The 23,215-nt window shown below is 62.1% G+C and carries 18 protein-coding genes; 8 read left to right on the forward strand and 10 right to left on the reverse strand.

Annotated features, from left to right (window positions below; translation table 11 throughout):
• Positions 1-711: 711 nt before the first annotated feature.
• Entirely contained in the window at positions 712-1,209 is a 498-nt protein-coding gene (locus tag RCAS_RS09620; RefSeq protein ID WP_012120392.1) for a HyaD/HybD family hydrogenase maturation endopeptidase, read from the forward strand.
• Here the strand turns inward: RCAS_RS09620 and RCAS_RS09625 are convergent.
• The 3 genes from RCAS_RS09625 to RCAS_RS25610 all read right to left on the reverse strand — a co-directional run bounded on the left by RCAS_RS09625 (position 1,206) and on the right by RCAS_RS25610 (position 3,424).
• On the reverse strand, positions 1,206-2,087 hold the full coding sequence (locus RCAS_RS09625; protein ID WP_012120393.1) for a metallophosphoesterase family protein: 882 nt from the start codon (positions 2,085-2,087) through the stop codon (positions 1,206-1,208). The genes RCAS_RS09620 and RCAS_RS09625 overlap by 4 nt on opposite strands.
• Before the next feature lie 377 nt (positions 2,088-2,464).
• Entirely contained in the window at positions 2,465-3,013 is a 549-nt protein-coding gene (locus RCAS_RS25605; protein ID WP_049768815.1) for an MBL fold metallo-hydrolase, read from the reverse strand.
• A 15-nt stretch (positions 3,014-3,028) separates the two neighbouring features.
• Positions 3,029-3,424, reverse strand: a complete 396-nt coding sequence (locus RCAS_RS25610; RefSeq protein ID WP_049768816.1) for an MBL fold metallo-hydrolase — start codon at positions 3,422-3,424, stop codon at positions 3,029-3,031.
• A 443-nt stretch (positions 3,425-3,867) separates the two neighbouring features.
• Here RCAS_RS25610 and RCAS_RS09640 point away from each other — a divergent pair, with 443 nt between their 5' ends.
• The 7 genes from RCAS_RS09640 to RCAS_RS09670 all read left to right on the forward strand — a co-directional run bounded on the left by RCAS_RS09640 (position 3,868) and on the right by RCAS_RS09670 (position 12,276).
• Entirely contained in the window at positions 3,868-5,226 is a 1,359-nt protein-coding gene (locus RCAS_RS09640) for an extracellular solute-binding protein (RefSeq protein ID WP_012120394.1), read from the forward strand.
• A gap of 82 nt (positions 5,227-5,308) precedes the next feature.
• Entirely contained in the window at positions 5,309-6,259 is a 951-nt protein-coding gene (locus RCAS_RS09645) for a carbohydrate ABC transporter permease (protein ID WP_012120395.1), read from the forward strand.
• Positions 6,260-6,270: 11 nt separating this feature from the next.
• A complete protein-coding gene (locus RCAS_RS09650) occupies positions 6,271-7,164 on the forward strand; it encodes a carbohydrate ABC transporter permease (RefSeq protein WP_012120396.1) in 894 nt (297 codons plus the stop codon).
• 7 nt (positions 7,165-7,171) lie between these two features.
• Positions 7,172-8,893: a CRTAC1 family protein gene (locus RCAS_RS09655; protein WP_012120397.1), complete on the forward strand. Its 1,722-nt coding sequence runs from the start codon at positions 7,172-7,174 to the stop codon at positions 8,891-8,893.
• Positions 8,894-8,915: 22 nt separating this feature from the next.
• Positions 8,916-9,680: a hypothetical protein gene (locus RCAS_RS09660; RefSeq protein WP_012120398.1), complete on the forward strand. Its 765-nt coding sequence runs from the start codon at positions 8,916-8,918 to the stop codon at positions 9,678-9,680.
• A 53-nt stretch (positions 9,681-9,733) separates the two neighbouring features.
• Positions 9,734-11,140: an alpha-glucosidase/alpha-galactosidase gene (gene melA, locus RCAS_RS09665; protein ID WP_012120399.1), complete on the forward strand. Its 1,407-nt coding sequence runs from the start codon at positions 9,734-9,736 to the stop codon at positions 11,138-11,140.
• 773 nt (positions 11,141-11,913) lie between these two features.
• Positions 11,914-12,276, forward strand: a complete 363-nt coding sequence (locus RCAS_RS09670) for a hypothetical protein (RefSeq protein ID WP_041330529.1) — start codon at positions 11,914-11,916, stop codon at positions 12,274-12,276.
• A gap of 159 nt (positions 12,277-12,435) precedes the next feature.
• Here the strand turns inward: RCAS_RS09670 and RCAS_RS09675 are convergent, their stop codons facing one another.
• From RCAS_RS09675 to RCAS_RS23305, 7 genes are all read right to left on the reverse strand, one after another.
• The gene (locus tag RCAS_RS09675; RefSeq protein ID WP_012120400.1) at positions 12,436-13,503 is read right to left on the reverse strand and encodes a UDP-glucose--hexose-1-phosphate uridylyltransferase; all 1,068 of its coding nucleotides are present in this window, start codon (positions 13,501-13,503) and stop codon (positions 12,436-12,438) included.
• Positions 13,504-14,858: 1,355 nt separating this feature from the next.
• Positions 14,859-16,034 (reverse strand): acetyl-CoA C-acyltransferase, encoded by a 1,176-nt coding sequence (locus tag RCAS_RS09680; protein ID WP_012120401.1) that lies wholly within the window; start codon positions 16,032-16,034, stop codon positions 14,859-14,861.
• Positions 16,035-16,088: 54 nt separating this feature from the next.
• A complete protein-coding gene (locus RCAS_RS09685; protein WP_012120402.1) occupies positions 16,089-18,512 on the reverse strand; it encodes a 3-hydroxyacyl-CoA dehydrogenase/enoyl-CoA hydratase family protein in 2,424 nt (807 codons plus the stop codon).
• 84 nt (positions 18,513-18,596) lie between these two features.
• Positions 18,597-19,853: an acyl-CoA dehydrogenase family protein gene (locus RCAS_RS09690; protein ID WP_012120403.1), complete on the reverse strand. Its 1,257-nt coding sequence runs from the start codon at positions 19,851-19,853 to the stop codon at positions 18,597-18,599.
• A 10-nt stretch (positions 19,854-19,863) separates the two neighbouring features.
• The gene (locus RCAS_RS09695; RefSeq protein WP_012120404.1) at positions 19,864-20,958 is read right to left on the reverse strand and encodes an acyl-CoA dehydrogenase family protein; all 1,095 of its coding nucleotides are present in this window, start codon (positions 20,956-20,958) and stop codon (positions 19,864-19,866) included.
• A gap of 18 nt (positions 20,959-20,976) precedes the next feature.
• Positions 20,977-21,528, reverse strand: a complete 552-nt coding sequence (locus RCAS_RS09700) for an SCP2 sterol-binding domain-containing protein (RefSeq protein ID WP_012120405.1) — start codon at positions 21,526-21,528, stop codon at positions 20,977-20,979.
• Positions 21,529-22,521: 993 nt separating this feature from the next.
• Positions 22,522-23,157, reverse strand: a complete 636-nt coding sequence (locus RCAS_RS23305; protein WP_012120406.1) for a hypothetical protein — start codon at positions 23,155-23,157, stop codon at positions 22,522-22,524.
• Positions 23,158-23,215: the final 58 nt, after the last annotated feature.

Genomic DNA, 23,215 nt, shown 5'->3' on the forward strand with positions numbered 1-23,215 from the left:
GGACCGAACACCCGCGCGCATCCCAGCACGCCTACCGGGGGACGAACCCGCGCGCGCGGCGCAAGCCCCCCTGCTCCCCGCGCGCGGAGGGTTCTGGGCGGGTACAACGATGCTCATGCGTGCTGACCGCCGCGCGCCTTCTCTCATCCACGAAGGACACGAAGGTCCACGAAGCGCCGACAATCCCCCGCTGCCCTTTAAGGGCGGACCGAACACCCGCGCGCGCGGCGCAAGCTCCCCTGCTCCGTGCGCGGGGGGTTCTGGGCGGGTACAACGATGCTCATGCGTGCTGACCGCCGCGCGCCTTCTCTCATCCACGAAGGACACGAAGGTCCACGAAGCGCCGACAATCCCCCGCTGCCCTTTAAGGGCGGACCGAACACCCGCGCGCATCCCAGCACGCCTACCGGGGGACGAACCCGCGCGCGCGGCGCAAGCCCCCCTGCTCCCGCGCGTGGGGGGTTCTGGGCGGGTACAACGATGCTCATGCGTGCTGCCCGCCCTTAAACCCTGGTGTGAGAGGGCGCGGGTAGGATGAAACCGGCAGTTGGGAACGATAGGCGCAATGTCATTCGCACGGGCAGCACCCTGAGCGGACGAATCTTTACTGCGTGAGCGAGTGTCGTATGGTATGATACTGGTTAACATACTGTTGTGAATGAAGTTCTGTGAGCGTGTCTCGTATCGACGATGAGCGAGAGGAGCAGAGCAATGGCGCCGATTCTTGTGATGGGATTGGGCAACGTGATCCTTCGTGATGAAGGGTTAGGTGTGCGCGCGTTGCAGCGTCTGATGGAACGTTACGCGCTGCCCCACAATGTCGAAGCGATCGATGCCGGTGCGCTTGGATTGTCGTTGCTCGCCTTTCTCGATGGCGTCGAGGACGTGCTGATCATCGACGCTGTTCACAGCGGCGGACGATCAGGAACGCTCGTTCGACTCGAAGGGGAAGAAATCGCGCGTGCCGAAGCCTTGCACCTCTTGCCGCAGGATGTTCGTTTGCATGAACTGATCGCCCTGCACGGGAAGGGAGGATCATCGCCGCAGCGAATAGTGCTCTGGGGAATGGCGCCAGAAACCTCCGAACCAGGGCTGGAGTTGACCCCTGCATGCGAAGCGCGGCTCGATGCACTCGTCGACGCCATTGTGCAGGAACTCCGCTCGTGGGGTGTCGATGTGCGACCGCTCCAGGAGTGTCAGACCGGTTAGGAAAACGGCGCCGCCGGTTTCATCCAGTCTGGTGGAGGTCCCCCGTCGCAGATCGCCAACAACTCATCGATTGACTCATCGATCGAGATAGCCCCCGCCAGCACCGGTTCGCGGTAGCGCGCCACCCAGGTGTAAATGCGGGGCCAGCCGGTGAGAAACTCATCGTACACCAGTCGCGCCACCGGTCCACTCGTGTCGAGGTACCTCGTGGCAATGAAATCATAATCAGCGCGCTCACGGTCATATGGCACGCGCACGATCTCCGCGCGCCAGCCGCCATTGCGCCACTCCATCCGTCCATAGCAGGCGCGCGTATCGCCGTCGAACGGCAGCCCCACCGAACCGACATTCACCACCAGCGTTGCATCAAGGCGCCGAATGAGCGGACGATGCGTATGACCGACAACGATCAGCGGGCACGGCGGAGCAATCTGCTCGCGCAGTTCGTCGTCCGGCGTCGTCGCCAGCACATTGTCGCGGTTGTGGCGCATCGAGGCATGCACAATGCGCGCCTCGCCACCGGTCGGATCGTACAGGCGCATAATCTCCGGCATCGCTTCGAGAGCCGCAACCGCAGCGCCGAGTTGATCCGCCGTCCAGCGCACGTTGCGTCGAACGGCGCCCTCGATGCCGGGGCGGTCGGTCGGGTCGTGAACCACAGAGATGACATAATCTTCATGATTGCCACGGATCAGGCGCCATCCACTATCCGCAGCGCGCTCCTGCACGAAGCGCAGGCACGCCAGTGACGATGGACCACGATTGACAATATCTCCGCCAACCACGATGGCGTCGGGGCGCCAGGCGTCAATATCGGCGGCAACGGCTTCGAGAGCGGGGAAGTTTCCGTGAATGTCGGCAAGAACAGCAAGTTTCATATGTTCGGCGACGGCTCCGATTCTGATGTCCTCTGTATAGTACCATGATCGGCGCAGCGGTGCGTTTCCGGGATAATACCAATGACGATTGAAGATACCGCATGCGTGTCATTCCGAGCCCTTCGCTTCGCTCAGGGTAAACGCAGCGAGGAATCTGCGCGGGTCGCGCACGACCCCTCGCGCTGCTCGGGGTGACCATGCCGGATGGTCACAGGTAATAGGTATAATGTGGTGCAGTTGAAGGTGAAAAGGAGGAGGGGCACGCCGCGATCGTGCGCCTGACGCAGGGTGATGGGGGCAGTTCCAGGAAGGGGCGTGCCCCGATCGTGTGCGTGATGGGGGGTGACAGTGGACGGTTGGGGCGCGCCCTGGAGAGCCTACCCCACCCGAACGCGCGTTCCGGTGCAGGTCTGCACGTAGGCCTCCGGCAGCGCGCGCGCAATCGCGTGCTGCGCCTTCCAGCCGGTGCAGTGCCCTGGCAGCGCCAGTCGCGGCGCAATCTCGACCAGCGCCGCAACCGTGTCGGGAATGATCGGTTCAAACGCTTTGCCGGACAGGTGCAGCCCGCCGATGATGCCGTAGATGTTGTGAACGCCGGTCAGTTTGCGGGCATAGTGGAGAATATTGACGATCCCGGAGTGGCTGCACGCCGAGAGCACGACTAACCCATGATTACGCACGTTAACCACCAGCGCCTGGTCGTCCCACAGCCAGGGGTCCGGTTCCCACGCGCCGTCGGCAGTTTGGGCGAAGTGTCCAGGCATCCCTTTCTCAAAGGGCGTCACGCGCTCTACCTGACCCGTCACTAACACCTGGTTGTCGATCAGGAGCGATGGATCACGCCGCTCCACCAGCGTGACCCCCTCGCGTTCGAGGTCAGCGCGGTTCGGCGCCGGCAGGTGAAGTTCGCTCCCATGAGGAAACACGGCTTTGCGGTCGCGTCAGGCGTCGGGGTGGAGAATGAGCGGCATCTGACGGGGACCGAGGCGCGCCAGCAGACCCGACAAACCGCCGTGATGGTCGGTGTGCCCGTGAGATAGCACAATCGCGCGAATCTCGGCGGGGTTGACACCCAGCACATCCATGTTGTGAACCAGGGTGTTGCGCCCCATGCCAACGTCGTACAGAATCGACGCGCGCCGACCCTGCTGCTCGACCGTTAGCAGCGCCGAGAAACCGTGCTCTGCCAGGAGCGGCGCCTGCTCGAAACTCTCCCAGCGTAGCGGCGCGCGCTGGACGTTCGGCGCACCCGGCAACAGTGCGTCCATCACATTGTCGATCAGAATGGTTACCTCGACAGCATCGACGGGTTGCAGTTCTACCGGTTGGGCGTCCATGGCATCTCCTCCTGCGAAACGACGAGCGAAGCCTGCTGGAATCGACTTAGGCGCAGTGGTGCGATCGCAGATTCACGGATCGAACGCGGCAGCAGGCAGTGTTAGCGCAATGATATGCAGTCTGGCGGTCCCATGACAGTTGACGTTTACCGCGCATCGGGTTATAATTCAGCAACTCTGTAATATACCATCAGGACAAACGTCTCCGCTCACATATCTTGAAATACAGCATGTGACCGATCACAGTTGTCATCTGGCGCGACCATCAATGGTGCTGTCATCGTGCGGCGCCGGCGCATGATGCCTGTCGCTGTTGTCTCTACGCGCTTCTGAATGGGCAGAAGCAGAAATAGCCGAACGTTTCCTGCGCGTCTCGCCTGACGCTGGCTCATGAGCGAGACCGCGAAGTCCGTCATCCGATGCTGGATAGGAAAGGGAACACCATGACCACCAAACTCTCACGACGCAGGTTCCTCAAGGTTGCTGCCGCAGGCGCGGGCAGCATTGGCGCAGCAGCGCTGCTGGCGGCGTGCGGCGGCGCGGCGCCGCAGGGCGGGCAACCGACAGGCGGGCAGGCGCAACCTGCCGCGCCGGTTCAGGGTGACGCCGTTGTCACCGAGATCACCTTCTGGTGGTGGGATCAGGTCGGTGAGGTGTGGAAAGAACCGTTTGAGAAGGCGCACCCCAACATCAAACTCAACTTCGTCAACACCCCCTTCGCCGACGCGCACGACAAACTCCTGACCTCCTTCGCCGCCGGAAGCGGCGCTCCCGATGTCGCTTCAATTGAGATCGGGCGTGTCGGCAATTTCACCGCCAAAGGCGGCCTCGCCGATCTGCTGGCGCCGCCGTTTGATGCCGGCAGCCTGAAGAACGATATGGTTGCCTACAAGTGGACACAAGGCTCCACTGCCGATGGCCGTCTCGTCTGCCTGCCGTGGGACATCGGACCGGCTGGCGTTTGGTACCGCACCGACATTTTCGAGGCGCTTGGGTTGCCAACCGATCCAGAGGCGGTCGAGGAGTTGATCGGCGGTCCCAACCGCACGTGGGACGACTTCTTCGCGTTCGCAAAGCAACTGAAAGAGAAGAGCGGCGGCAAGACCTCGCTCTTCGCCGATGCCGGCACCGACATCTATGGCGCCGTTTACCGCCAGCAGGGTGAGGGATATGCCGATGGCAACAAAGTGCTGATCGAAGAAAAGGCGACCCGTCCATTCCAGCTGGCTGCGCGCGCGCGCAAAGACGGGATCGATGCCAATATTCCCTGGTGGGGCGCCGAGTGGCAGACCGGCTTGAAAGACAACGCCTTTGCCGGGATGGTCATCGCATGCTGGATGCAGGGCGGGTTGACGCGTGAGCAGCCCGATCTGGTTGGGAAGTGGCGCGTGATACGCGCTCCAGAAGCCAACTATAACTGGGGCGGCTCGTTCATGGCGATCCCGGAGCAGAGCAAGAATAAAGAAGCCGCCTGGACCTTCGTCAAATGGGCATGCGCAACGGCAGAGGGGCAGAACATCATGTTCAAGGCGTCGGGTGTGTTTCCGGCATATAAGCCCGCCTGGCAGGACCCGCTGTACGATGAGCCGGTGCCGTTCTTCGGCGGTCAGCGCGCCTATCGTCTCTGGACGGAGATCGGCGACAACATCAAGGCGATTTTCCGCACGCCGCACGATCTCCAGCTCGATGACATCGTTGGCGCGGAATTGACCAAAGTGCTGCAAGAAGGGAAAGACCCCGTCCAGGCGGCGAAAGACGCCGAGGCGGAAGCGATTCGGCGCATTCCCGATATGCAGGCGTGACGCCTTCCTTTGTCGGTCGTATCCGGTTCCAGCAGACCCCGAAGATCGTTCTGGTCTTCGGGGTTCCCCCCTAGGAGGCGCCGTGGCAACCACATCTGTGTCTGTCGATCAGCAGCGCGCAGCCGACCGCCGTTCTACGCTGCGCGAGATGAAACGCAACGCCTGGGCGTATGTCTTTATCTCGCCCTTCTATATTCTCTATGCCGTCTTTGGCATGTTTCCCCTGCTGTATGGCGTGTGGCTGAGTTTCTTCAAATGGGACGGCATTTCGCCGATGCAGTGGATCGGCTTGCGGAACTATACACGCCTGTTTGCCGACGATATCTGGTGGTATGCGGTTTATAACACCATCTGGCTGTTTTTTGGCGCAACAGTGCCGCAATTGACGATTGCTCTGATTCTTGCGTTCATCATCAACAGTAACTATATTCGCGGCAAGGATATTTATCGGGCAGCATTCTTTTCGCCATTCGTCGCTTCTTCGGTGGCGATCAGTATTGTGTTTCTGTCGATCTTTGGCTCCCGCTACGGTTTGCTCAACTATGCGCTCAGTTTCGTCGGTCTCGGTCCGATCCGCTGGCTCGAAGACGCTGCGTGGATTAAGCCTTCCATTGCGATGGTGATTATCTGGCAGTGGACGGGGTACAGCATGATCATCTTCCTTGCCGGTCTTCAGTCGATCAACACGGAATTGTACGAAGCGGCAAAAGTTGATGGCGCGCGCACGCGCGATGTCTTCTGGCACATTACTATGCCGCTGATGCGACCGGTCATTCTCTTTCAGGTCATTCTGTCGATCATTGGCGCCATGCAGAACTTCGATATTCCGGTGATGCTGGCGGGCGGCACGCAATCGTCGTCGCCGGGAGGCACCGACCGCGCCGGGTTGGTGGCGATGGTGCAGTTGTACTGGACGGCGTTCAAATATGGTGATTTTGGCTATGCTGCGGCAATGGCGCTGATCCTCTTCTTCCTGATCCTGATCTTCAGCGTCGCCTATAATCGCTGGCAGGGTCGCAGCCCGACCGATTGAAGGAGCGCAGAATGGCAACTACAACTCAAAGTCGTGCAACAGTCCGGTCTGTCCAGCGCCGTAGTCAGCGTGATCAATTGATGGGACCGTTTGGCATGGCGGCGCTCTATGTGGTGTTGACGCTCGGCGCGCTTGTGACAGCGTTTCCCTTTTATTTCATGCTGGTCGGCTCGACGCTGCGCAGTGCCGATATTCTGCGTGTTCCGCCGCCGCTCTGGTTTGGCAATGCGTTCTGGAAGAACTACGAGGATCTGCTGGCAGCCCTGCCGTTCTGGAATTCGCTCTGGAACAGCGTGGCGATCGCCTCCATCCACACGGCGCTGGTGCTCTTCTTCTGTTCATTGGGCGGGTATGGCTTTGCGAAGTTCCGCTTCCCCGGTCGCAATATGCTGTTCGGATTCCTTCTGGCGACGTTGATGGTGCCGGGTGTGCTCGGGTTGATCCCGTCGTTCGTCATTATGCGCACGCTCGGCTGGATCGACACCTGGAATCCGCTCATCATTCCAGGGATTGCCAATGCGTTCGGCATTTTCTGGATGCGTCAGTATATCGCTCAGGCGATCCCGGACGATCTGATCGATGCGGCGCGGATCGATGGGGCGCACGAGTTTCGTATCTACTGGAATATTGTCGTTCCGGTCATTGTGCCTGCGCTGGCGGCCCTCGCCATTTTGACCTTCCTCGGCAAGTGGAATGAGTTCCAATTCCCGCTGCTCATTCTCAAACAGGAGGAGAAGTATACCTTGCCGGTTGCGCTCAGTACGCTGCGCTCGCTGCGCGGCACCGAGATCGGCGTGCAGATTCTGGGCGCCGCCGGGGCGATTGTGCCGATATTGACCGTCTTCATTCTGGCATCGCGTCAGTTTATGTCGGGTCTGACGGCTGGCGCCGTTAAGGGAACGTGACAGCGGTATGGCGCGTGAAGCAGGCAGGGGACGCCTGCGTGTGCCTGTGTGCAGTCCACGGTTGGGTGCGCTGTTGTGGTGCATGGTCGCGGCGCTGATGGCAGGATGCTCTGCGGCGCCGGATGATCCTGCCGCAGCATCCCCTGCGCCGCGCGTCGCGCCTGTGCGAGTCGAAGTCGTGCCGTTGCGCGACTCCGATGCGCCATGTGGTTTGTTCATCGCGCATGATCTGCCGCATACGACCCGCAGCGCCACGCGCATCCCAGCCCTCTATGAGAGCAATGGCGCCGGGCTTGCCATCGGCGACCTCGATGGCGACGGCGATCAGGATATTGTGCTGGCGAACCTGGCAGGTGCGAACACGCTGCTCTGGAATGAGGGCGACCTCCGTTTTCGCGCCGAGCCGCTTGGTGAGGGGCGTGTCCGTGGGTTGACGATGGTCGATGTCGATGGCGATGGATGGCTCGATATCGTCGGAACCCGTCAGTTCGAGAAGCCGGTCTGGTGGCGCAACACGGGTGTGGATGGCGCCGGACGCTTCGAGGAACGGGCGCTTCCCGATGTGCATAACTGGTTCTATGCGCATACCTGGGCGGATCTCGATGGCGATGGCGATCTCGATCTGATCGCCGCTTCGTATGATACGGAAATCCAGAAGCAACAAGGACTGATTTTTCAGTATCGCGGCGGTGGTGTGGGTGTGTTCGTCTACGAACGGCGCGGGGCGGCGTATGTGGCGCATCGTCTGACCGATCAGGCCGATGCGCTGGCGATTGCGCTGCCCGACTTGAATGGCGATGGTCGCCGTGATATTTGGGTCGCCAATGATTTCAACCGTCCAGACGGCGCCTGGTTGCAGGGCGGCGGCATCGGCGAATGGACGCCCTTTGCGCTGCCGGAACGGATCAGCGAAAACCCGATGAGCCTTGACGTGGGTGATGTCGATAACGATGGCACGTCGGAATTGTTTGCCGCCGATATGAAACCGGTGCGCAAAGACGAGGCGACGATGGCGCGCTGGCTTCCTGCGATGCGTCGCCTGACGAAACCGTTGACGAGCGCCGATCCGCAGTATGCCGAGAATATGCTGCTGGTGCGCGGCGCCGATGGACGCTGGCGCAACGAAGCCTACGAGCGCAGGATCGATGCGACTGGTTGGAGTTGGTCTGGTGTTTTCGGCGATCTCGACCGCGATGGGTGGCTCGATCTCTATGTCGTCAATGGGATGATTGCAGCCGGACTGCTCGATTATCTGCCCGGCAGCGAGTTGGTCGAAGAAAATGTTGTTTTGCGCAACACTGGCAACGGGCGCTTCACCATGGCGCCGGAATGGGGGCTTGGCGTCTCGCGCAGCGGGCGTGGCATGGGCATGGCCGATCTCGACGGCGACGGCGATCTGGATATTGTGGTCAATAACCTGATGACTCCGGCGCAACTCTTCGAGAATCGGCTTTGTGGCGGCGCGAGTCTCCTGGTTGATCTGCGGATGCCAGGGAGCGCCAATACCCACGCGCCTGGCGCAGAACTATCGTTGAAAACCAGTGCAGGTGCATTCTACCGTGATGTGCGCACCACCTCCGGGTATCTGTCGGGTGCAACGTCGCAGGTGCATTTTGGTTTTCCTGCCCATGCCACGCTCGAACGGCTCGAGGTGCGCTGGCCCGATGGCGCTGTTTCGGTGATCGAGTCGCCGCCGCGCCGGCATCGGCTCCTGATTGTTCGCCCATGATCGCACCGGCGGATGCAATCCCATGATTCACTTACCGGCACATCGCTCTCTGCCGCTGATTGATCTGATCCATCTGCGATCGCAGACGATGCCGTTTGTGGCATTGCTGATGGTGAGCATTGCCGGGGGCGCTCTGGCAGTAACCCAGGCGCGTGTGCCGTTGTGGCAGGCGACGGTTGGTGCGCTCTTCGTGCTCCTGCCGCCGTTTGTGCTGAAATGGCGCGAGGATGCCCGGCGCTACGGCGGAGCGGCAATGACGCTCAGCGTCTTGCTGGCGCTCCAGGGTTTTCATACAGTTGAACATATCGCGCAATGGGTCCAGTACCACGTGCTGCGCTGGCCCTCGTTTCTCTCAAATGGGTTGCTTTCGGCGGCAAATTCGGAGTGGGTTCATTTTGTGTGGAACTGGGGGTTTCTTGTTGTCTGCATCTTCCTGATGCGCGCAGGCATGCGCGGGTGGTGGGGATGGCTCTTGCTGGCAGTGGCGACCTTCCACACGCTGGAACATACGTACCTGATGTGGCGCTTTCAGGTTACGTTGCGCGAACTTGGCGCCCTTGGCGTCACCGACCTGCAACCGCAGGGGCTACCCGGCTTTTTTGGGCGCGACGGTTGGCTGGCAACGGCGGACATCACGCAGAACACGTTTCTCTGCCGTTTGCCCGGTATTACGACAGCGCCGCGGATCGATGTTCACTTCTGGTGGAATGTCGGTGAGATGGCGCTGCTGCTGCCGGCGGCGAATGACTTTATGCGCCGCTTGAATGCAGCGCGGGATATGGCATAATAGCCGCGCCATCAACGCAGGATTGTTCTGCGAAGAAGAAATGAGGTTCTCCAATGCCGCCAAAGATTGTCTTCATCGGCGCCGGCAGCACGGTGTTCGCCAAAAACTTGATGGGCGACATCCTGAGCTTCCCCGAACTTGCCAACGCCACGCTGACGTTGTTCGACATTGACCCGGAGCGCTTGCGTACATCCGAAGTCGTGGCGCACAAGGTCGCTGCGGCGCTCGACGCGCGCCCGACGATTGAGGCGACGACCGACCGACGCCGCGCGCTCGATGGCGCCGATTATGCCATTTGCATGATCCAGGTCGGCGGTTATAAGCCGTGTACGGTGACCGATTTCGAGATCCCGAAGAAGTATGGTCTGCGCCAGACGATTGCCGATACCCTGGGCATCGGCGGGATTATGCGCGGGTTGCGCACCATTCCAGTGTTGCTCTCGATATGCCGCGATATGGAAGAGGTGTGTCCCGATGTGACGTTCTTGCAGTATGTCAATCCAATGGCCATGAATTGCTGGGCGATCAGTCGCGCCAGCACGATTAAGACGGTCGGGTTGTGCCACAGTGTGCAGGGCACTGCCGAGCAACTGGCGCACGACATTGGCGTGCCGGTAGAGGAGATCAACTATGTCTGCGCTGGCATCAACCATATGGCGTTCTACCTGCGCTTCGAGCGAAACGGCGAAGACCTCTATCCGCTCATCCGCAAGGTCTACGACGAAGGGCGCGTGCCGGCGTGGAATCGGGTGCGCTACGAAGTGTTCCGACGCCTTGGCTATTTTGTGACCGAGTCGAGCGAGCACTTCAGTGAATACGTGCCCTGGTTCATCAAGCGCGACCGACCCGATCTGATCGAGCGCTTTAATATTCCGCTCGATGAATACATCCGCCGTTGCGAAGTGCAACTGGCGGGCTGGGAGTTCGTGCAGTACAAACTCGATCATCCAGAGATTGCGAGTTCCGATCTGCGCGCTGCGATGCGCGAACGTTCCCGCACCAATCCGTACCTGACGGGCGAGTTCATCGACTATGTCATCACATCTGCCGAAGACCTCGAGGCAGGGAAGGTCGAGCGCAGCCACGAGTATGGCTCGCTGATCATCCACAGCCTGGAAACGGGGCAACCGCGCGTGGTCTACGGAAATGTGCCTAACTATGGGCTGATCGATAATCTCCCACAGGGGTGCTGCGTCGAAGTTCCGTGTCTGGTGGACAAAAACGGCGTTCAGCCGACAAAGATCGGCGCACTGCCGCCGCACCTCGCTGCGCTCATGCAAACGAACATCAACGTGCAGGCGTTGACCGTCGAAGCGGCGCTGACCGGCAAACGCGAGCATATCTACCACGCGGCGATGCTCGATCCGCACACTGCCGCTGAACTCGATCTGGATCAGATCTGGGCATTGGTGGATGACTTGATCGCCGCCCACGGCGACTGGTTGCCGGAGTATCGGTAGGCGCTCAGGGGTGGCGTTTTTCGGAGGAACGTACAGTATCTCGCCACGCGCCCCTGCCCTGCTCCTTTGCCGTTTTGCCCGCATCGCAGATACAAGGGCGCAAAAGCGCAAGGAAGCCGTTGCGCACTCCCGTGCGCCCCGTCGGAGGCTTCGCCGGCGACAGGGCGTGTCCTTCCGGGCGCGGCGCGGTATCCTGGCGGAGCGGCATACCGCTCGCCACGCGCCTGCATGGTGTCATCCCCGAAGCATATGCAGACGCACGAAGCATTGCCAACAACCCGTGCCCTGCATCCCGCGGGCAACAGTCTTGTGGTCGCGCTCATGACTGCCACTTTTCAAAACCATTAACCTCTCATTGACCATCTGTTATTAATCCGCGACGCCGGGGTGATCGGAGTATCACTCTCTTTTTAACGCAATGCGTTATACTATAGACGAACCGGGGTGCCAGCCATTGGGCAGGCGCAGGAAGCCGAAAAGGCTTCCAGGGGGATCATTGGATCCCCCGGCCCGGTAAAATAATAGACTTTATCTCGATTAATCCAAATCTTTCCCAGGAGTGAGGCAAAGGCGGAAGTTGGAGAGGTCCCAGGCGATCTCGGCAAGCAAAGCGCGGGCATCGTCAGACGCAGGACGTCTGTGCGTATGCGGCCGCGCTCGGCGTTGGCGTGCTCGATGCGCGCTCGTCGGCGCGCCAAGGTGCAATGGGTGGTTTTCTGGTCGTCCGTCCATGCCCCGCTGCGCGGTTTTTTCTCCGGTGTGGTCCACGTTCCATGCGGCAATCCGAAGGCGAGAAAGCCGAGATCCGGGAGGAGTTCGCCGTCTTCGGGAAGCGGGTAGGGTGGGGCGTCAGCCATCCGCTTGGCGGGGCCTCTGTAGGGGTCCGCGAGAAAGAGGATGAGCAGCGCCGGGTGGATCCGCAGGACGGGCTTTACGGGGTGACGCTTTTTCGTGCCGCGAGCGCAGGGTTTCTGTACATCTGCATCTGTGGGACGCTGGATCCGTCGTTCGGTTCCGTCATGGCAAAAAGAGGGGCGAGCGTGGCTCGATCCGCAGCAGCCGGTTCAAGGCGCTCGGCAAGGAGCGCCAGCGAGCGGGGCCGTGGCGAAGAAGCGGCAGCTACCAATGACCGGTGACCATCCGGCATGGTCACCCCGAGCAGCGCGAGGGGTCGTGCGCGACCCGCGCAGATTCCTCGCTGCGCTCGGAATGACAAGTCGCTGCGCTCGGAATGACACGAATGTGGCATCTTCAATCGTAAGATGAAGGTTTCTGACTGCATCGCTTCGTGCTTTCTACACGGATCGATAGTGGCGTTCCGGCAACGCGCGCAGGCGCTCAGCCGCCTGTTCGGGCGTGATGTCACGTTGCGCTTCGGCAAGCAACTCGAAGCCGACCATGAATTTTCGCACCGTCGCCGAGCGCAGCAGCGGCGGGTAGGCGTGCGCATGGAGATGCCATGCCGGGTGGGGCGCGCCGTCGGTAGGGCGTTGGTGAAACCCAAGTGAATAGGGAAACGACACCTGGAAAAGATTATCGTAGCGCGTGGTCAGGCGTTTCAGCACATCCGCCAGACCCATGCGTTCGTCTGCTGTCAAATCGCTGAGCGCGCCAACGTGTCGGCGGCTGATGATTATGGTCTCGAAGGGCCAGACTGCCCAGAATGGAACCAGCGCAACGAAATGGTCATTGGCGCAGACGATGCGCTCTTCGCGTTCGAGTTCGAGCGCCAGGTAATCCGCCAGCAATGAACGTCCGGTCGCCGCCAGGTGGTCGCACTGGGCAGCGTCTTCGCGCACAATCAGCGATGGCATGCGCTCGGTAGCCCAGATCTGCCCGTGGGGATGCGGGTTGCTCGCGCCCATCATCGCGCCGCGATTCTCGAAGATCTGCACATATCCGATGAAGGGCAACGCGCCGATTGCTTCATACTCCTGCGCCCACACATCGACCACGCGCGCAAGGTCTGGCACGTCCATCTCCGCCAGTGTCAGATCGTGGCGCGGCGAGAAGCATACCACCCGACAGATGCCGCGCTCACTGCGGGCGTAAAGGAGTGGCGGCGCGGCATCGTCCGGCGATCCGGCGCTCGACGCATATTCACCGGACGGAATATCCGGCAGCAGCGCCGAGAAATCGTTGGTGAACACAAACGTGCTTTCATACGGTGGGTTGACTTCGCCATTTGCTCTGGCGTTTCCGGGACAGAGGTAGCAGTTGGGATCATACGCCGGGCGCTGTTCCGGCGGCGGTTGTTCGACCTGCCCCTGCCAGGGGCGTTTGGTGCGGTGCGGCGAAACCAGCACCCACTCGCGTGTCAGCGGGTTGTAGCGTCGGTGCGGATGATCGGTGAGCGAGAACACGGATGTCTCCCTATTGACGAGTATGTGAAGCCGCACCTATCATACTCGAACTCGAGGCGCTGTTATACCAATGACGATTGAAGATGCCACATTCGTGTCATTCCGAGCGCAGCGAGGAATCCGAGCGGGTCGCGCACGACCCCTCGCGCTGCTCGGGGTGACCATGCCGGATGGTCACCGGTCATTGGTATGAGAGGGGCGAGGCGCGAGGCGTGAGGGGCGAGGCGCGAGGCGTGAGGGGCGAGGCGCGAGGCGCGAGGCGTGAGGGGCGAGGCGTGAGGGGCGAGGCGCGAGGCGTGAGGGGCGAGGCGTGAGGGGCGAGGCGTGAGGGGCGAGGCGCGAGGCGTGAGGGGCGAGGCGCGAGGCGTGAGGGGCGAGGCGTGAGGGGCGAGGCGCGAGGCGTGAGGCAAGAGGCAAGAGGGGCGAGGCGCGAGGCGTGAGGGGCGAGGCGTGAGGGGTGATACCAATGACGATTGAAGCTGCCGCATGCGTGTCATTCCGAGCGCAGCGACTTGTCATTCCGAGCGCAGCGAGGAATCCGAGCGGGTCGCGCACGACCCCTCGCGCTGCTCGGGGTGACCATGGCGGATGGTCAGCCGCCGGCTTGTCATTCCGAGCGGATCGCGCACGACCCCTCGCGCTGCTCGGGGTGACCATGGCGGATGGTCACCGGTCATTGGTATGAGAGGCGTGAGGGGCGAGGCGTGAGGGGCGAGGCGCGAGGCGTGAGGCAAGAGGCAAGAGGGGCGAGGCGCGAGGCGTGAGGGGTGATACCAATGACGATTGAAGCTGCCGCATGCGTGTCATTCCGAGCGCAGCGACTTGTCATTCCGAGCGCAGCGAGGAATCTGCGCGGGTCGCGCACGACCCCTCGCGCTGCTCGGGGTGACCATGGCGGATGGTCAGCCGCCGGCTTGTCATTCCGAGCGCAGCGAGGAATCTGCGCGGATCGTACACGACCCCTCGCGCTGCTCGGGGTGACCATGGCGGATGGTCAGCCGCGCGTTTGGTTTCGAGCACGACGCGCACGAGTGCTCAGAATCTCCGTCGGGCTGGTGTGCAATGTCCTCCTCCGCAATCTTCGCCGCGTCACGTCCGACCCGCAATGCGTCCAGCGCCGCCGATCCGTGGAACCGCTGTGAATGCGCGGCGACGTCCGTGGATTGGCGCCGATGCGTGTCTGCCGCGCGGCGCGCCGGTCACGGGTGGGCGCGTCCAGGCGCGCCTCTACGACGACGTTTGGGCGGGCGGGTCACGGGGTGGGCGCGCCTGAGGCGCGCCTCTCAGAGGCGCGCCTACATTGGCGGGCGGCCAGGGGGGTGTGCCGACATACCCGCTTCCGCCGTGAAATCACCTCACACCATCTCGACAACGCCTGCCGCGCCCATGCCGCCGCCGATGCACATGGTGATCAAGCCGTACCGTCCACCGCGCCGCCGCAGTTCGTGCAAGATCTGCACGGTCAACTTCGCGCCGGTGCATCCCAGCGGATGCCCCAGGGCGATGGCGCCGCCATTGACGTTGACCTTTTCCTCATCGAGTTCGAGCGCGCGGATGACCGCCAGCGCCTGCGCGGCAAAGGCTTCATTCAGCTCGATCAGGTCGATCTGATCGAGGCTCAACCCGGCCAGCTTCAGCGCCTTCGGCACAGCGAGAACCGGACCGATCCCCATGATCTCAGGCGGCACGCCGGCAACGGCGAACGACACGAAGCGCGCCAGCGGCTTCAGTCCCAGCGCATCGGCTTTGTCGCGGCTCATCACCACCACTGCCGCCGCGCCGTCGCTCGTCTGCGACGAGTTGCCGGCGGTGACCGTGCCGTTTACCGCAAAGACCGGCTTCAACTTTGCCAGCGCCTCAGCCGACGTGTCGCGGCGTGGTCCTTCGTCCGTGTCGAAGATTGTGGTCGTGCGCTGCACCTTGCCGTTCTCAAACCAGACGTTTTCGACCTCGACCGGCACGATTTCCTCTTTGAACACCCCGGCGTCGATGGCGGCAATCGCGCGCCGGTGGGATCGTAGCGCAAAAGCATCCTGATCCGCACGGCTGACCTCATAGCGCTTTGCCACATTCTCGGCGGTCAACCCCATGCCAAGGTACACATCGGGATTCATTTCCGCCATGGCTGGGTTTGGCGCGAAATGATGCCCGCCCATTGGCACGGCGCTCATGCTCTCCACACCTCCGGCAACGATCACATCACCCATCCCGCTCATCACCTGTTGTGCCGCCAACGCAATCGTCTGCAATCCCGAGGCGCAGAAACGGTTGACCGTCTGCCCCGGGACATCATTCGGCAGACCGGCGCGCAGCAGCGCGACACGCGCCATGTTCAGCCCCTGCTCCGCTTCCGGCATGGCGCATCCCAGAATGACGTCATCGATCTCTTTCGGATCGAGACCGGCTGCGCGCTCGACTGCCGCCTTAATCACCGTCGCTGCCAGGTCGGTCGGATGCACGCTGCGCAGCGTGCCGCGCGGCGCTTTGCCGACGGCGGTGCGAACGGCGCTGACAATCACTGCTTCCCGCATGATTTTCGTCTCCTTACTTTTGGTCACGCTCCTGCGACCGATAATCCTTCACCCCTAATTCCGCAACGGCTTACCGGTTTGCAGGATTGCCATGATCCGCTCCTGCGTCTTCGGTTGCTGGATCAATTGGCTCGCCTGCTCGAATTCCAGATCAAGGAAGTACTGCTCGGTGACCCACTGCGGCTGCGTCAGGTCGCCGCCGCACATCACATATGCCAGCGAGCGCGCCAATGTCATGTCGTAGTCGCTGATGTAGCCGCCCTGGCGCATGCCATAAACCATCGCGTTCACGGCGGCAATGCCGCGCCGACCGATGGCGTACACCGGCTCGCCCTCCGGCGGAACCGGCGTGTACCCCTCGGCGACCATCAGCAACACTTCTTTTTTGGCTTCGGCAACAAGGCGCTCGCGGTTCATCACAATCCTGTCGTCGTCCATCAGGTAGCCGAGTTGCTTTGCCTGAACCGCGCCAAGTTCGCTGACCTTCGCCATTGCGATTGTCTCGAATGCCTGTTGCAGGTAGGGGAGCGGATCGGCGCCGGGAGTCTTGACGTGTGGCGAAACGTGTCGGCGGACGAACTCCTTGCAGCCGCCCCACGCCGGGATCAGCCCAACTCCGAGTTCCACCAGACCCATATATGTTTCGGCGGCTGCCACCCGTCGCGCCGCCGCCAGGCAGACCTCGACGCCGCCACCGAGCACACGGCCATATGGCGCGGCGACAATCGGCTTTGGACAGGTGCGGAAATGGAAGAACAGGTCTTGGGTGCCTTTGGCGAATTTCGCCGACTCCTCCGGCTTGCCGCCCATCACTCCCATCAGCACCACCCCCAGGTTGACCCCGGCGCAAAAGTCGGACGACTGATTGCCGATAACCATGCCGACCCAGCGATCTTCCTGGAGCAGTTCGAGCGCCTTCCAGCCCATCTCGGTGATCAGCGGATCGATAGCGTTGACCTTCGCGTGGAACTCAAAGCAGAGCACGCCATCCCCCAGATCGATCAGCGAGGCGCTATGATTGCGTGCGACTTCCCTGCCCTGCGCGCGCAGATCGTCGAGCGACAGCACTCCTTCTGGTGGCGTGTATTCGACATAACGTGATTCGATGGGATTCCAGACACCGACGACCCGCCCGTTGTCGCGCTGATAGAAACTCTCGCCGCCTTTCGCCAGCATCTCCTCGACCCATGGCGCAATGGCAATATCGCGTTCACGCATGCGTTCGGCGGTTTTGCGCACCCCCAGCGTGTCCCACACCTCGAACGGACCAAGTTGATGACTGAACCCCCAGCGCATAGCGCGGTCGATATCCACAATACTGTCGGAAATCTCCGGGATGCGGCGCGCGGCATACGCCAGCGTGCGCAGCATCGTCTCACGGATGAAGACGCCGGCGCGATCCGTGTCGGCATTATCGATCAGGAAGCGCAGTCGTTCAGGGAGGTTCTCGATCTTGCGCGCCTTGCCGACGAGGTCGAAGCGTGGCTTTTTGGGTGGCTCGTGCTCCATCGTCTGAAGGTTGAGATGCCAGAACTCGCGCCCGGAAGCGCCCTTCACTTCTTTATAGAAACCGACGCCGCTCTTGTTGCCGAGCCAGCCCTTTGCCGCCAGCGCCTCGATTTCGGGCGCAATCTTCAGCGCCTCGCGCTCTTCATCGTCGGGCAGCGCCTCATAGAGATTGCGTTGCACGTGGAGCATCACATCGATGCCGACCAGGTCGAGCAGGCGGAAGGTCGCTGTCTTGGGTCTGCCGATCAGCTCACCGGTCAGGCTATCGACCTCCTCGACCGTATAGCCGTTCCGCAGCGCGTACCCGACCGTCGTAGCGATATCGTAGCTAAAGATACGGTTGCCGATGAAGTTGGGGCGATCCTTGCAGACCACCACACCCTTGCCGAGGGTCACATCGGCGAAGCGACTGATGGTTGCCACGACATCGGGATCGGTGTCGGGAGTTGGAATGACTTCGAGCAGGTAGAGATAGCGTGGCGGATTGAAGAAGTGCGTTCCGAGGAAATGGCGGCGGAAATCCTCAGAGCGCCCGGCGGCGATGGCAGCAATCGGGATGCCAGATGTATTGGACGACACAATACTGCCCGGTTTGCGCACCTGCTCGATCTTTTCCATCAAGGCGCGTTTTGGTTCGAGCTGCTCGATGATCGCCTCAACGATCCAGTCGGCATCGGCAATCAACGCCAGGTCGTCCTCCACATTGCCGATCACGATTTTCGCAATCGACTGCGGATCGAACAGCGCCGCCGGTCGGGCATTCTTGATCCGTTCCAGGCCGGCTTTGACGAAGCGGTTGCGCACCTCCTTCGACGCAAGCGTCAGACCGCGCTGTTCCTCATCGGGTGTCAGGCTGGAGGGAACCGTATCGAGCAGCACGACCTGCAACCCGGCGTTGATGCAGTGAGCGGCAATGCCGCCGCCCATCGTACCGGCGCCAATGACGGCCACTTTCTTGATCTGGGTCATCGGTGACTCCTTGATTTACAGAAACAGAGAAGCGGGGACGTCTGAGCAACGCCCCCTGCTTCACCTCCGCACAGGCTACGCGCATCAGCGCAACTCGCGGCTCGTATAGCCGAGCAGTCGTCGCGCAACGATCAGGCGATTGATCTGCCCGGTACCCTCGTAGATATCGTTGATACGGGCATCGCGCATCCATTTTTCGACCAGCAGTTTGCACGAATACCCTTCGGGACCGAGCAACTCGACCGCTTTTTGCGAGACATACGTCGCCACCTGACCGGCCTTGACCTTCGCCATCGACGCTTCGAGCGCATTCTCCTCGCCTGCGTCCATCTTGGTGACGGCTTTCAGCACCAGGAGCCAGCCGGCGCGATGCTGCATCTCCATGTGGATCAGGTCGCGCTCGACGGCGGTTTGCAGATGAGGAGCGACGCCATAACGCACCTTCACCCCGCGCTCTTTCAGGTATGCGGCAGTAAACTCGAGCGAAGCGCGCGCAATACCGAGCGCCGACGCCGCCACCAGCGGGCGGGTGGCGTCGAATGTCTTCATCGCACCCTTGAACCCCTTGTGTTCCGTATCACCTTTCACGACTTCGGGGCTGCCAAGGATATTATCATACGGAATGCGACAATCGTTGAACACAATCGCCGCCGTGTCCGACGCCCGGATGCCGTGTTTGTGCTCCAGTTTCGTGACGGTCATCCCCGGCGTACCGGCTTCGACAACGAACGGCTTCATCCCGGCGCGTCCAGCCGATGGATCGACCGTTGCCCACACGACGACAAAGCCACGCGACTCTTTGGCCGCCATCAATCCGCCGGTGACGAAAATCTTCTCGCCGTTCAGGATCCACTCCGTGCCGTCTTCAGAGAGGCGCGCCGTCGTGCGGATGGCGGCGGTATCCGAACCGCAGTGCGGCTCGGTCATCGCCATTGCCGCCCATTTTGGCTCACCCTCGCCGAAGCGCTTCAGGAAGCGCTCCTTCTGCTCCGGCGTGCCGGTTGCATCAACTGCCGCGCCGCCAAGCGCGCCGCCGGGAGTGCAGAGGTACAACCCGGCATCGCCCCACGAGAGCGCCTCGACGACGTGCGCCAGCATCAGGTAGCCGATGCGCGGGCGCGGCTTGCCCTCCTTATCCGTCTGCTCTTTGCCATCGTCGACCGAGAACGAGCGCCCGCCGCGCTCGCGGATCGTGGGCCAGATCAGGTTGATGTAGTCCCATGGGCGCTCGGTTTCGTGCTCATCGTAGTAGCGCGCAACCGGGCGCATCACCTGCTCGCCGAGCATCGTAATAAACTGCACCTGGCGCTTGATCGGGGCTGGTATCTCAAAATCGATCATGGTCATCTCCTCACACCATCGCAAGCCCAAGGAACGTGCTGAACCCGCGCCCATTGCGCAGCCAGCGTTCGACCGGATGTTCACGAATGTAGCCGTGTCCGCCGAGTATCTGTACGGCGCGGTCGGTCACCATCAGCGCCATTTCGTCGGCGTATGCTTTGGCGAGCGCCGCCTGCTGCACGGCATGGCGCCCTTTATCAAGATGCCAGGCAGCCTCATACGTCATCAGGCGCGCCGCCTCGACCTCAATCGCCATTTCCGCCAGCATAAAGGCAATCGCTTGATTCTGGGCGATCGGTTTGCCGAAGGCCTCGCGCTGTTTGGCATAATCACGCGCATACTCGAACGCGCCGCGTGCCACGCCAACCGCCAGCGCCGCCAGCGCCACCCGCGAATAGTTCATCAGATGGTCGATGTCGATGCCCTGATCGCCACCAACCCGGCACGATGCCGGCACGTGGACATCGTCCAGCCGCAGTTCGTAGGTTGGCAGTGCGCGGATGCCCATGAAGCTTTCGCGCTCGAGCACTGCCAGCCCTTCCGTGCCGCGCTCGATAATAAATGCCTGTGTCGTCTCTCCCTCGCGAGCGTAGACTAGAAATGCATGCGCATCGGCGGCGAGCGGCACGAGCGCTTTGTGCCCGGTGATCTCGTACACATGCCCTTCGCGCTCGGCGACGGTATGGAGCGCGTGTGGGTCGAAACTCCAGCGCGGCTCGATCAGCGCCGCCGTATAGGGCGCAAATCCGCCTTCCACGAGCCGAGGGAGCCATTTCTCCTTCTGTTCTTCAGTGCCGTAGTGGAGGATAGGGATGGCAAACAGGTTGGGAGTCATCAGGTAGAGCGCCATCGAAAGGTCGCCATACCCGAGTTCTTCCGCCGCCAGCGCGCCGGTGAGCGCCTGATGCGTCTCGCCAAAGCCGCCGTACTGCTCAGGAATAGCGCTTGGCAGCAGACCGAGATCCCACCCGCGGGCAATAATATCCTGCGGAATGGTGCGCTTCTCATCGGCTTCGTAGGCGGCGGGGCGCATGCGATCGGCCGCATAGCGTCGCACCGTGTCGATAATGAGTTGCTGTTCTTCCGATGGAGTAAACGAGATCATACCCACATCTCCTTTGTGTCAACCGCTCAGCGCGCCGATCTGCATGAGCAGCGGCAGGCTGCCTTCAAACCGCAATTTCCCCATCATAAACGCCATCTGCCCGTTCAACTCGCCCGACAACATCTGCCGGTAATCGTCGGTGGTCATCCGTAGCGTGACGGAAGGCTCACTTTGACCGCCAAAGATGCTGACACTCTCGAACAGGCTCTCGTCAGAGCGGGTCAACTCCAGTTTGACCATTCCACGCAGGTTCTTGACCACCTCGACTTTACGCCGCAAGAAGTAGTCGATGAACGGTTCAAGCCCATCGCCTTCCGCAGCAGAGCGCCAGTTGTCGTAGGAAAGCGTCAGTTGGAGATCGGCGCCTTCGATGCCGCCATCGATGAATTCGATTGATGATCCTGCGACTTTCAATCCGAATACGCCGCCCTGATCGCCTTCGCCCTCGATTGTGTAGGTCACCGTCAATTCGGGCTGTGCGAGAACCTCTTCCGATGCGCCTGCAACCGCCTCAGCAAATCGCTGTGGCACAATCTGGGAAAAGTACACTGCCGGGGTCATGTCGCTCATGGGGTGTGTGTCCTCCCTGTGATGATGGAATAGTCGTTGGTGTGACCGATGATGATTGAACCGGACATCGAACGGTGTGATCCGATGTGCCTTGTGCGGGGGTTGGTTGAAGGAAGCGGTGACGCCCATGCGACAGATGCTGTACAGACCGCTCCGTGCGTTGAGTGAGCATGGGTGCGCAACTGATGCCCATCCGGCACTGGCGTCATTCCTGTCCCCATCGACACTATCGGAATATCGTTCCACTGGGATCGACGACTCGTTTGTGACGCAGTGTACCATGGGGATGTTGTGAATATGTTGCGGGAATGTTGAGAAAGGTGTGAGGGGCGAGAGGCGAGAGGGGAGAGGCGAGAGGGGAGAGGCGAGAGGGGAGAGGCGAGAGGGGAGCGGCGAGCGGCGAGAGGGGAGCGGCGAGCGGCGAGGGGGGAGCGGCGAGCGGCGAGAGGGGAGCGGCGAGCGGCGAGGGGGGAGCGGCGAGAGGGGAGCGGCGAGAGGGGAGCGGCGAGAGGGGAGCGGCGAGGGGGGAGAGGGGAGCGGCGAGGGGGGAGCGGCGAGGGGCGAGAGGGGAGCGGCGAGGGGCGAGGGGGGAGAGGGGAGAGGGGAGCGGCGAGAGGGGGGAGAGGGGAAGGGGAGCGGCGAGGGGCGAGGGGGGAGAGGGGAGGGGCGAGCGGCGAGGGGGGAGAGGGGAGAGGGGAGCGGCGAGAGGGGGGAGAGGGGAGCGGCGAGGGGGGAGAGGGGAGAGGGGAGCGGCGAGGGGGGAGCGGCGAGCGGCGAGGGGCGAGCGGCGAGGGGGGAGAGGGGAGAGGGGAGCGGCGAGGGGGGAGCGGCGAGCGGCGAGGGGCGAGCGGCGAGGGGGGAGAGGGGAGAGGGGAGCGGCGAGGGGGGAGAGGGGAGAGGGGAGCGGCGAGAGGGGGGGAGAGGGAAGAGGGGGCAATGGGGTGCCTGGCGCGTCAAGCGGGCGGGCAGGTGGGCAGGCAGACTCCTCGCTCCTCACGCCTCACCCCTCGCCCCTCGCCTCGCACCTCCCGCCTCCCGCCCCCCGCCTCGCTCCCCGGCAACCTCCAGGAGCAACACTTGCTCCATCGGCGGATCGGGGGGCAGATCGACAACGAGCATCAGCCCGCGACCGTCGGGCGCCGGGACGGTAAACTCAAAGTCGGTTGCGTCGCCGGGAGCAAGGATTGCGCCGCCGCTCGATGCGGTGGCGTACCGCACACCACGGCTATCGCGGAAGGTAAAAGCGCCTGGCGGGATCGTCACCGCGCGATCTCCAATGTTGCGCACGCTGCCGCGCACCATGATCTGTTCACCGCGGCGGCGCAGATCGCTGACGTGCACTTCGATGCGCGGACCGACGACCGTCGGCGTCAGCGCCGGCGCAACGCGCCCGCCGGTCAGTCGGTTGTGCAGTTCATCCACAACACGCAGGAGATCAGGCGGCGCCTGTGGCGCTTCGATCTGCGGCAGATGAAGCGTCAGATCGTCTGGAGCGGGAGGCTGCGCAGCAAAACGGCGCGTCAACTCCGGCATGCCGGACCCGCCGCTCACGCCGCCGATGGCGATGAGCGCCAGCGCGATCAGCACCCCGAGAGCGACCATGAAAAAAGGGGAACGTTGATGGTGCATGGCGCTCCTATCCTACGAGTTTCCGACCTTGACGAAACTTGACAAATCCGATTGATAT

This window comes from Roseiflexus castenholzii DSM 13941, from assembly GCF_000017805.1.
Lineage (GTDB): Bacteria > Chloroflexota > Chloroflexia > Chloroflexales > Roseiflexaceae > Roseiflexus > Roseiflexus castenholzii.

Bases quoted from the DNA above. Each gene is read 5' to 3' on its own strand.
- RCAS_RS09655 (WP_012120397.1), top strand. From the start codon at position 7,172: ATGGCGCGTGAAGCAGGCAGGGGACGCCTGCGTGTGCCTGTGTGCAGT.
- RCAS_RS09620 (WP_012120392.1), top strand. From the start codon at position 712: ATGGCGCCGATTCTTGTGATGGGATTGGGCAACGTGATCCTTCGTGAT.
- RCAS_RS09700 (WP_012120405.1), bottom strand. From the start codon at position 21,528: ATGAGCGACATGACCCCGGCAGTGTACTTTTCCCAGATTGTGCCACAG.
- RCAS_RS09640 (WP_012120394.1), top strand. From the start codon at position 3,868: ATGACCACCAAACTCTCACGACGCAGGTTCCTCAAGGTTGCTGCCGCA.
- melA (WP_012120399.1), top strand. From the start codon at position 9,734: ATGCCGCCAAAGATTGTCTTCATCGGCGCCGGCAGCACGGTGTTCGCC.
- RCAS_RS09680 (WP_012120401.1), bottom strand. From the start codon at position 16,034: ATGCGGGAAGCAGTGATTGTCAGCGCCGTTCGCACCGCCGTCGGCAAA.
- RCAS_RS09695 (WP_012120404.1), bottom strand. From the start codon at position 20,958: ATGATCTCGTTTACTCCATCGGAAGAACAGCAACTCATTATCGACACG.
- RCAS_RS25610 (WP_049768816.1), bottom strand. From the start codon at position 3,424: ATGGACGCCCAACCGGTAGAACTGCAACCCGTCGATGCTGTCGAGGTA.
- RCAS_RS09690 (WP_012120403.1), bottom strand. From the start codon at position 19,853: ATGATCGATTTTGAGATACCAGCCCCGATCAAGCGCCAGGTGCAGTTT.
- RCAS_RS09625 (WP_012120393.1), bottom strand. From the start codon at position 2,087: ATGAAACTTGCTGTTCTTGCCGACATTCACGGAAACTTCCCCGCTCTC.
- RCAS_RS23305 (WP_012120406.1), bottom strand. From the start codon at position 23,157: ATGCACCATCAACGTTCCCCTTTTTTCATGGTCGCTCTCGGGGTGCTG.
- RCAS_RS09685 (WP_012120402.1), bottom strand. From the start codon at position 18,512: ATGACCCAGATCAAGAAAGTGGCCGTCATTGGCGCCGGTACGATGGGC.
- RCAS_RS09650 (WP_012120396.1), top strand. From the start codon at position 6,271: ATGGCAACTACAACTCAAAGTCGTGCAACAGTCCGGTCTGTCCAGCGC.
- RCAS_RS09670 (WP_041330529.1), top strand. From the start codon at position 11,914: ATGCGGCAATCCGAAGGCGAGAAAGCCGAGATCCGGGAGGAGTTCGCC.
- RCAS_RS09660 (WP_012120398.1), top strand. From the start codon at position 8,916: ATGATTCACTTACCGGCACATCGCTCTCTGCCGCTGATTGATCTGATC.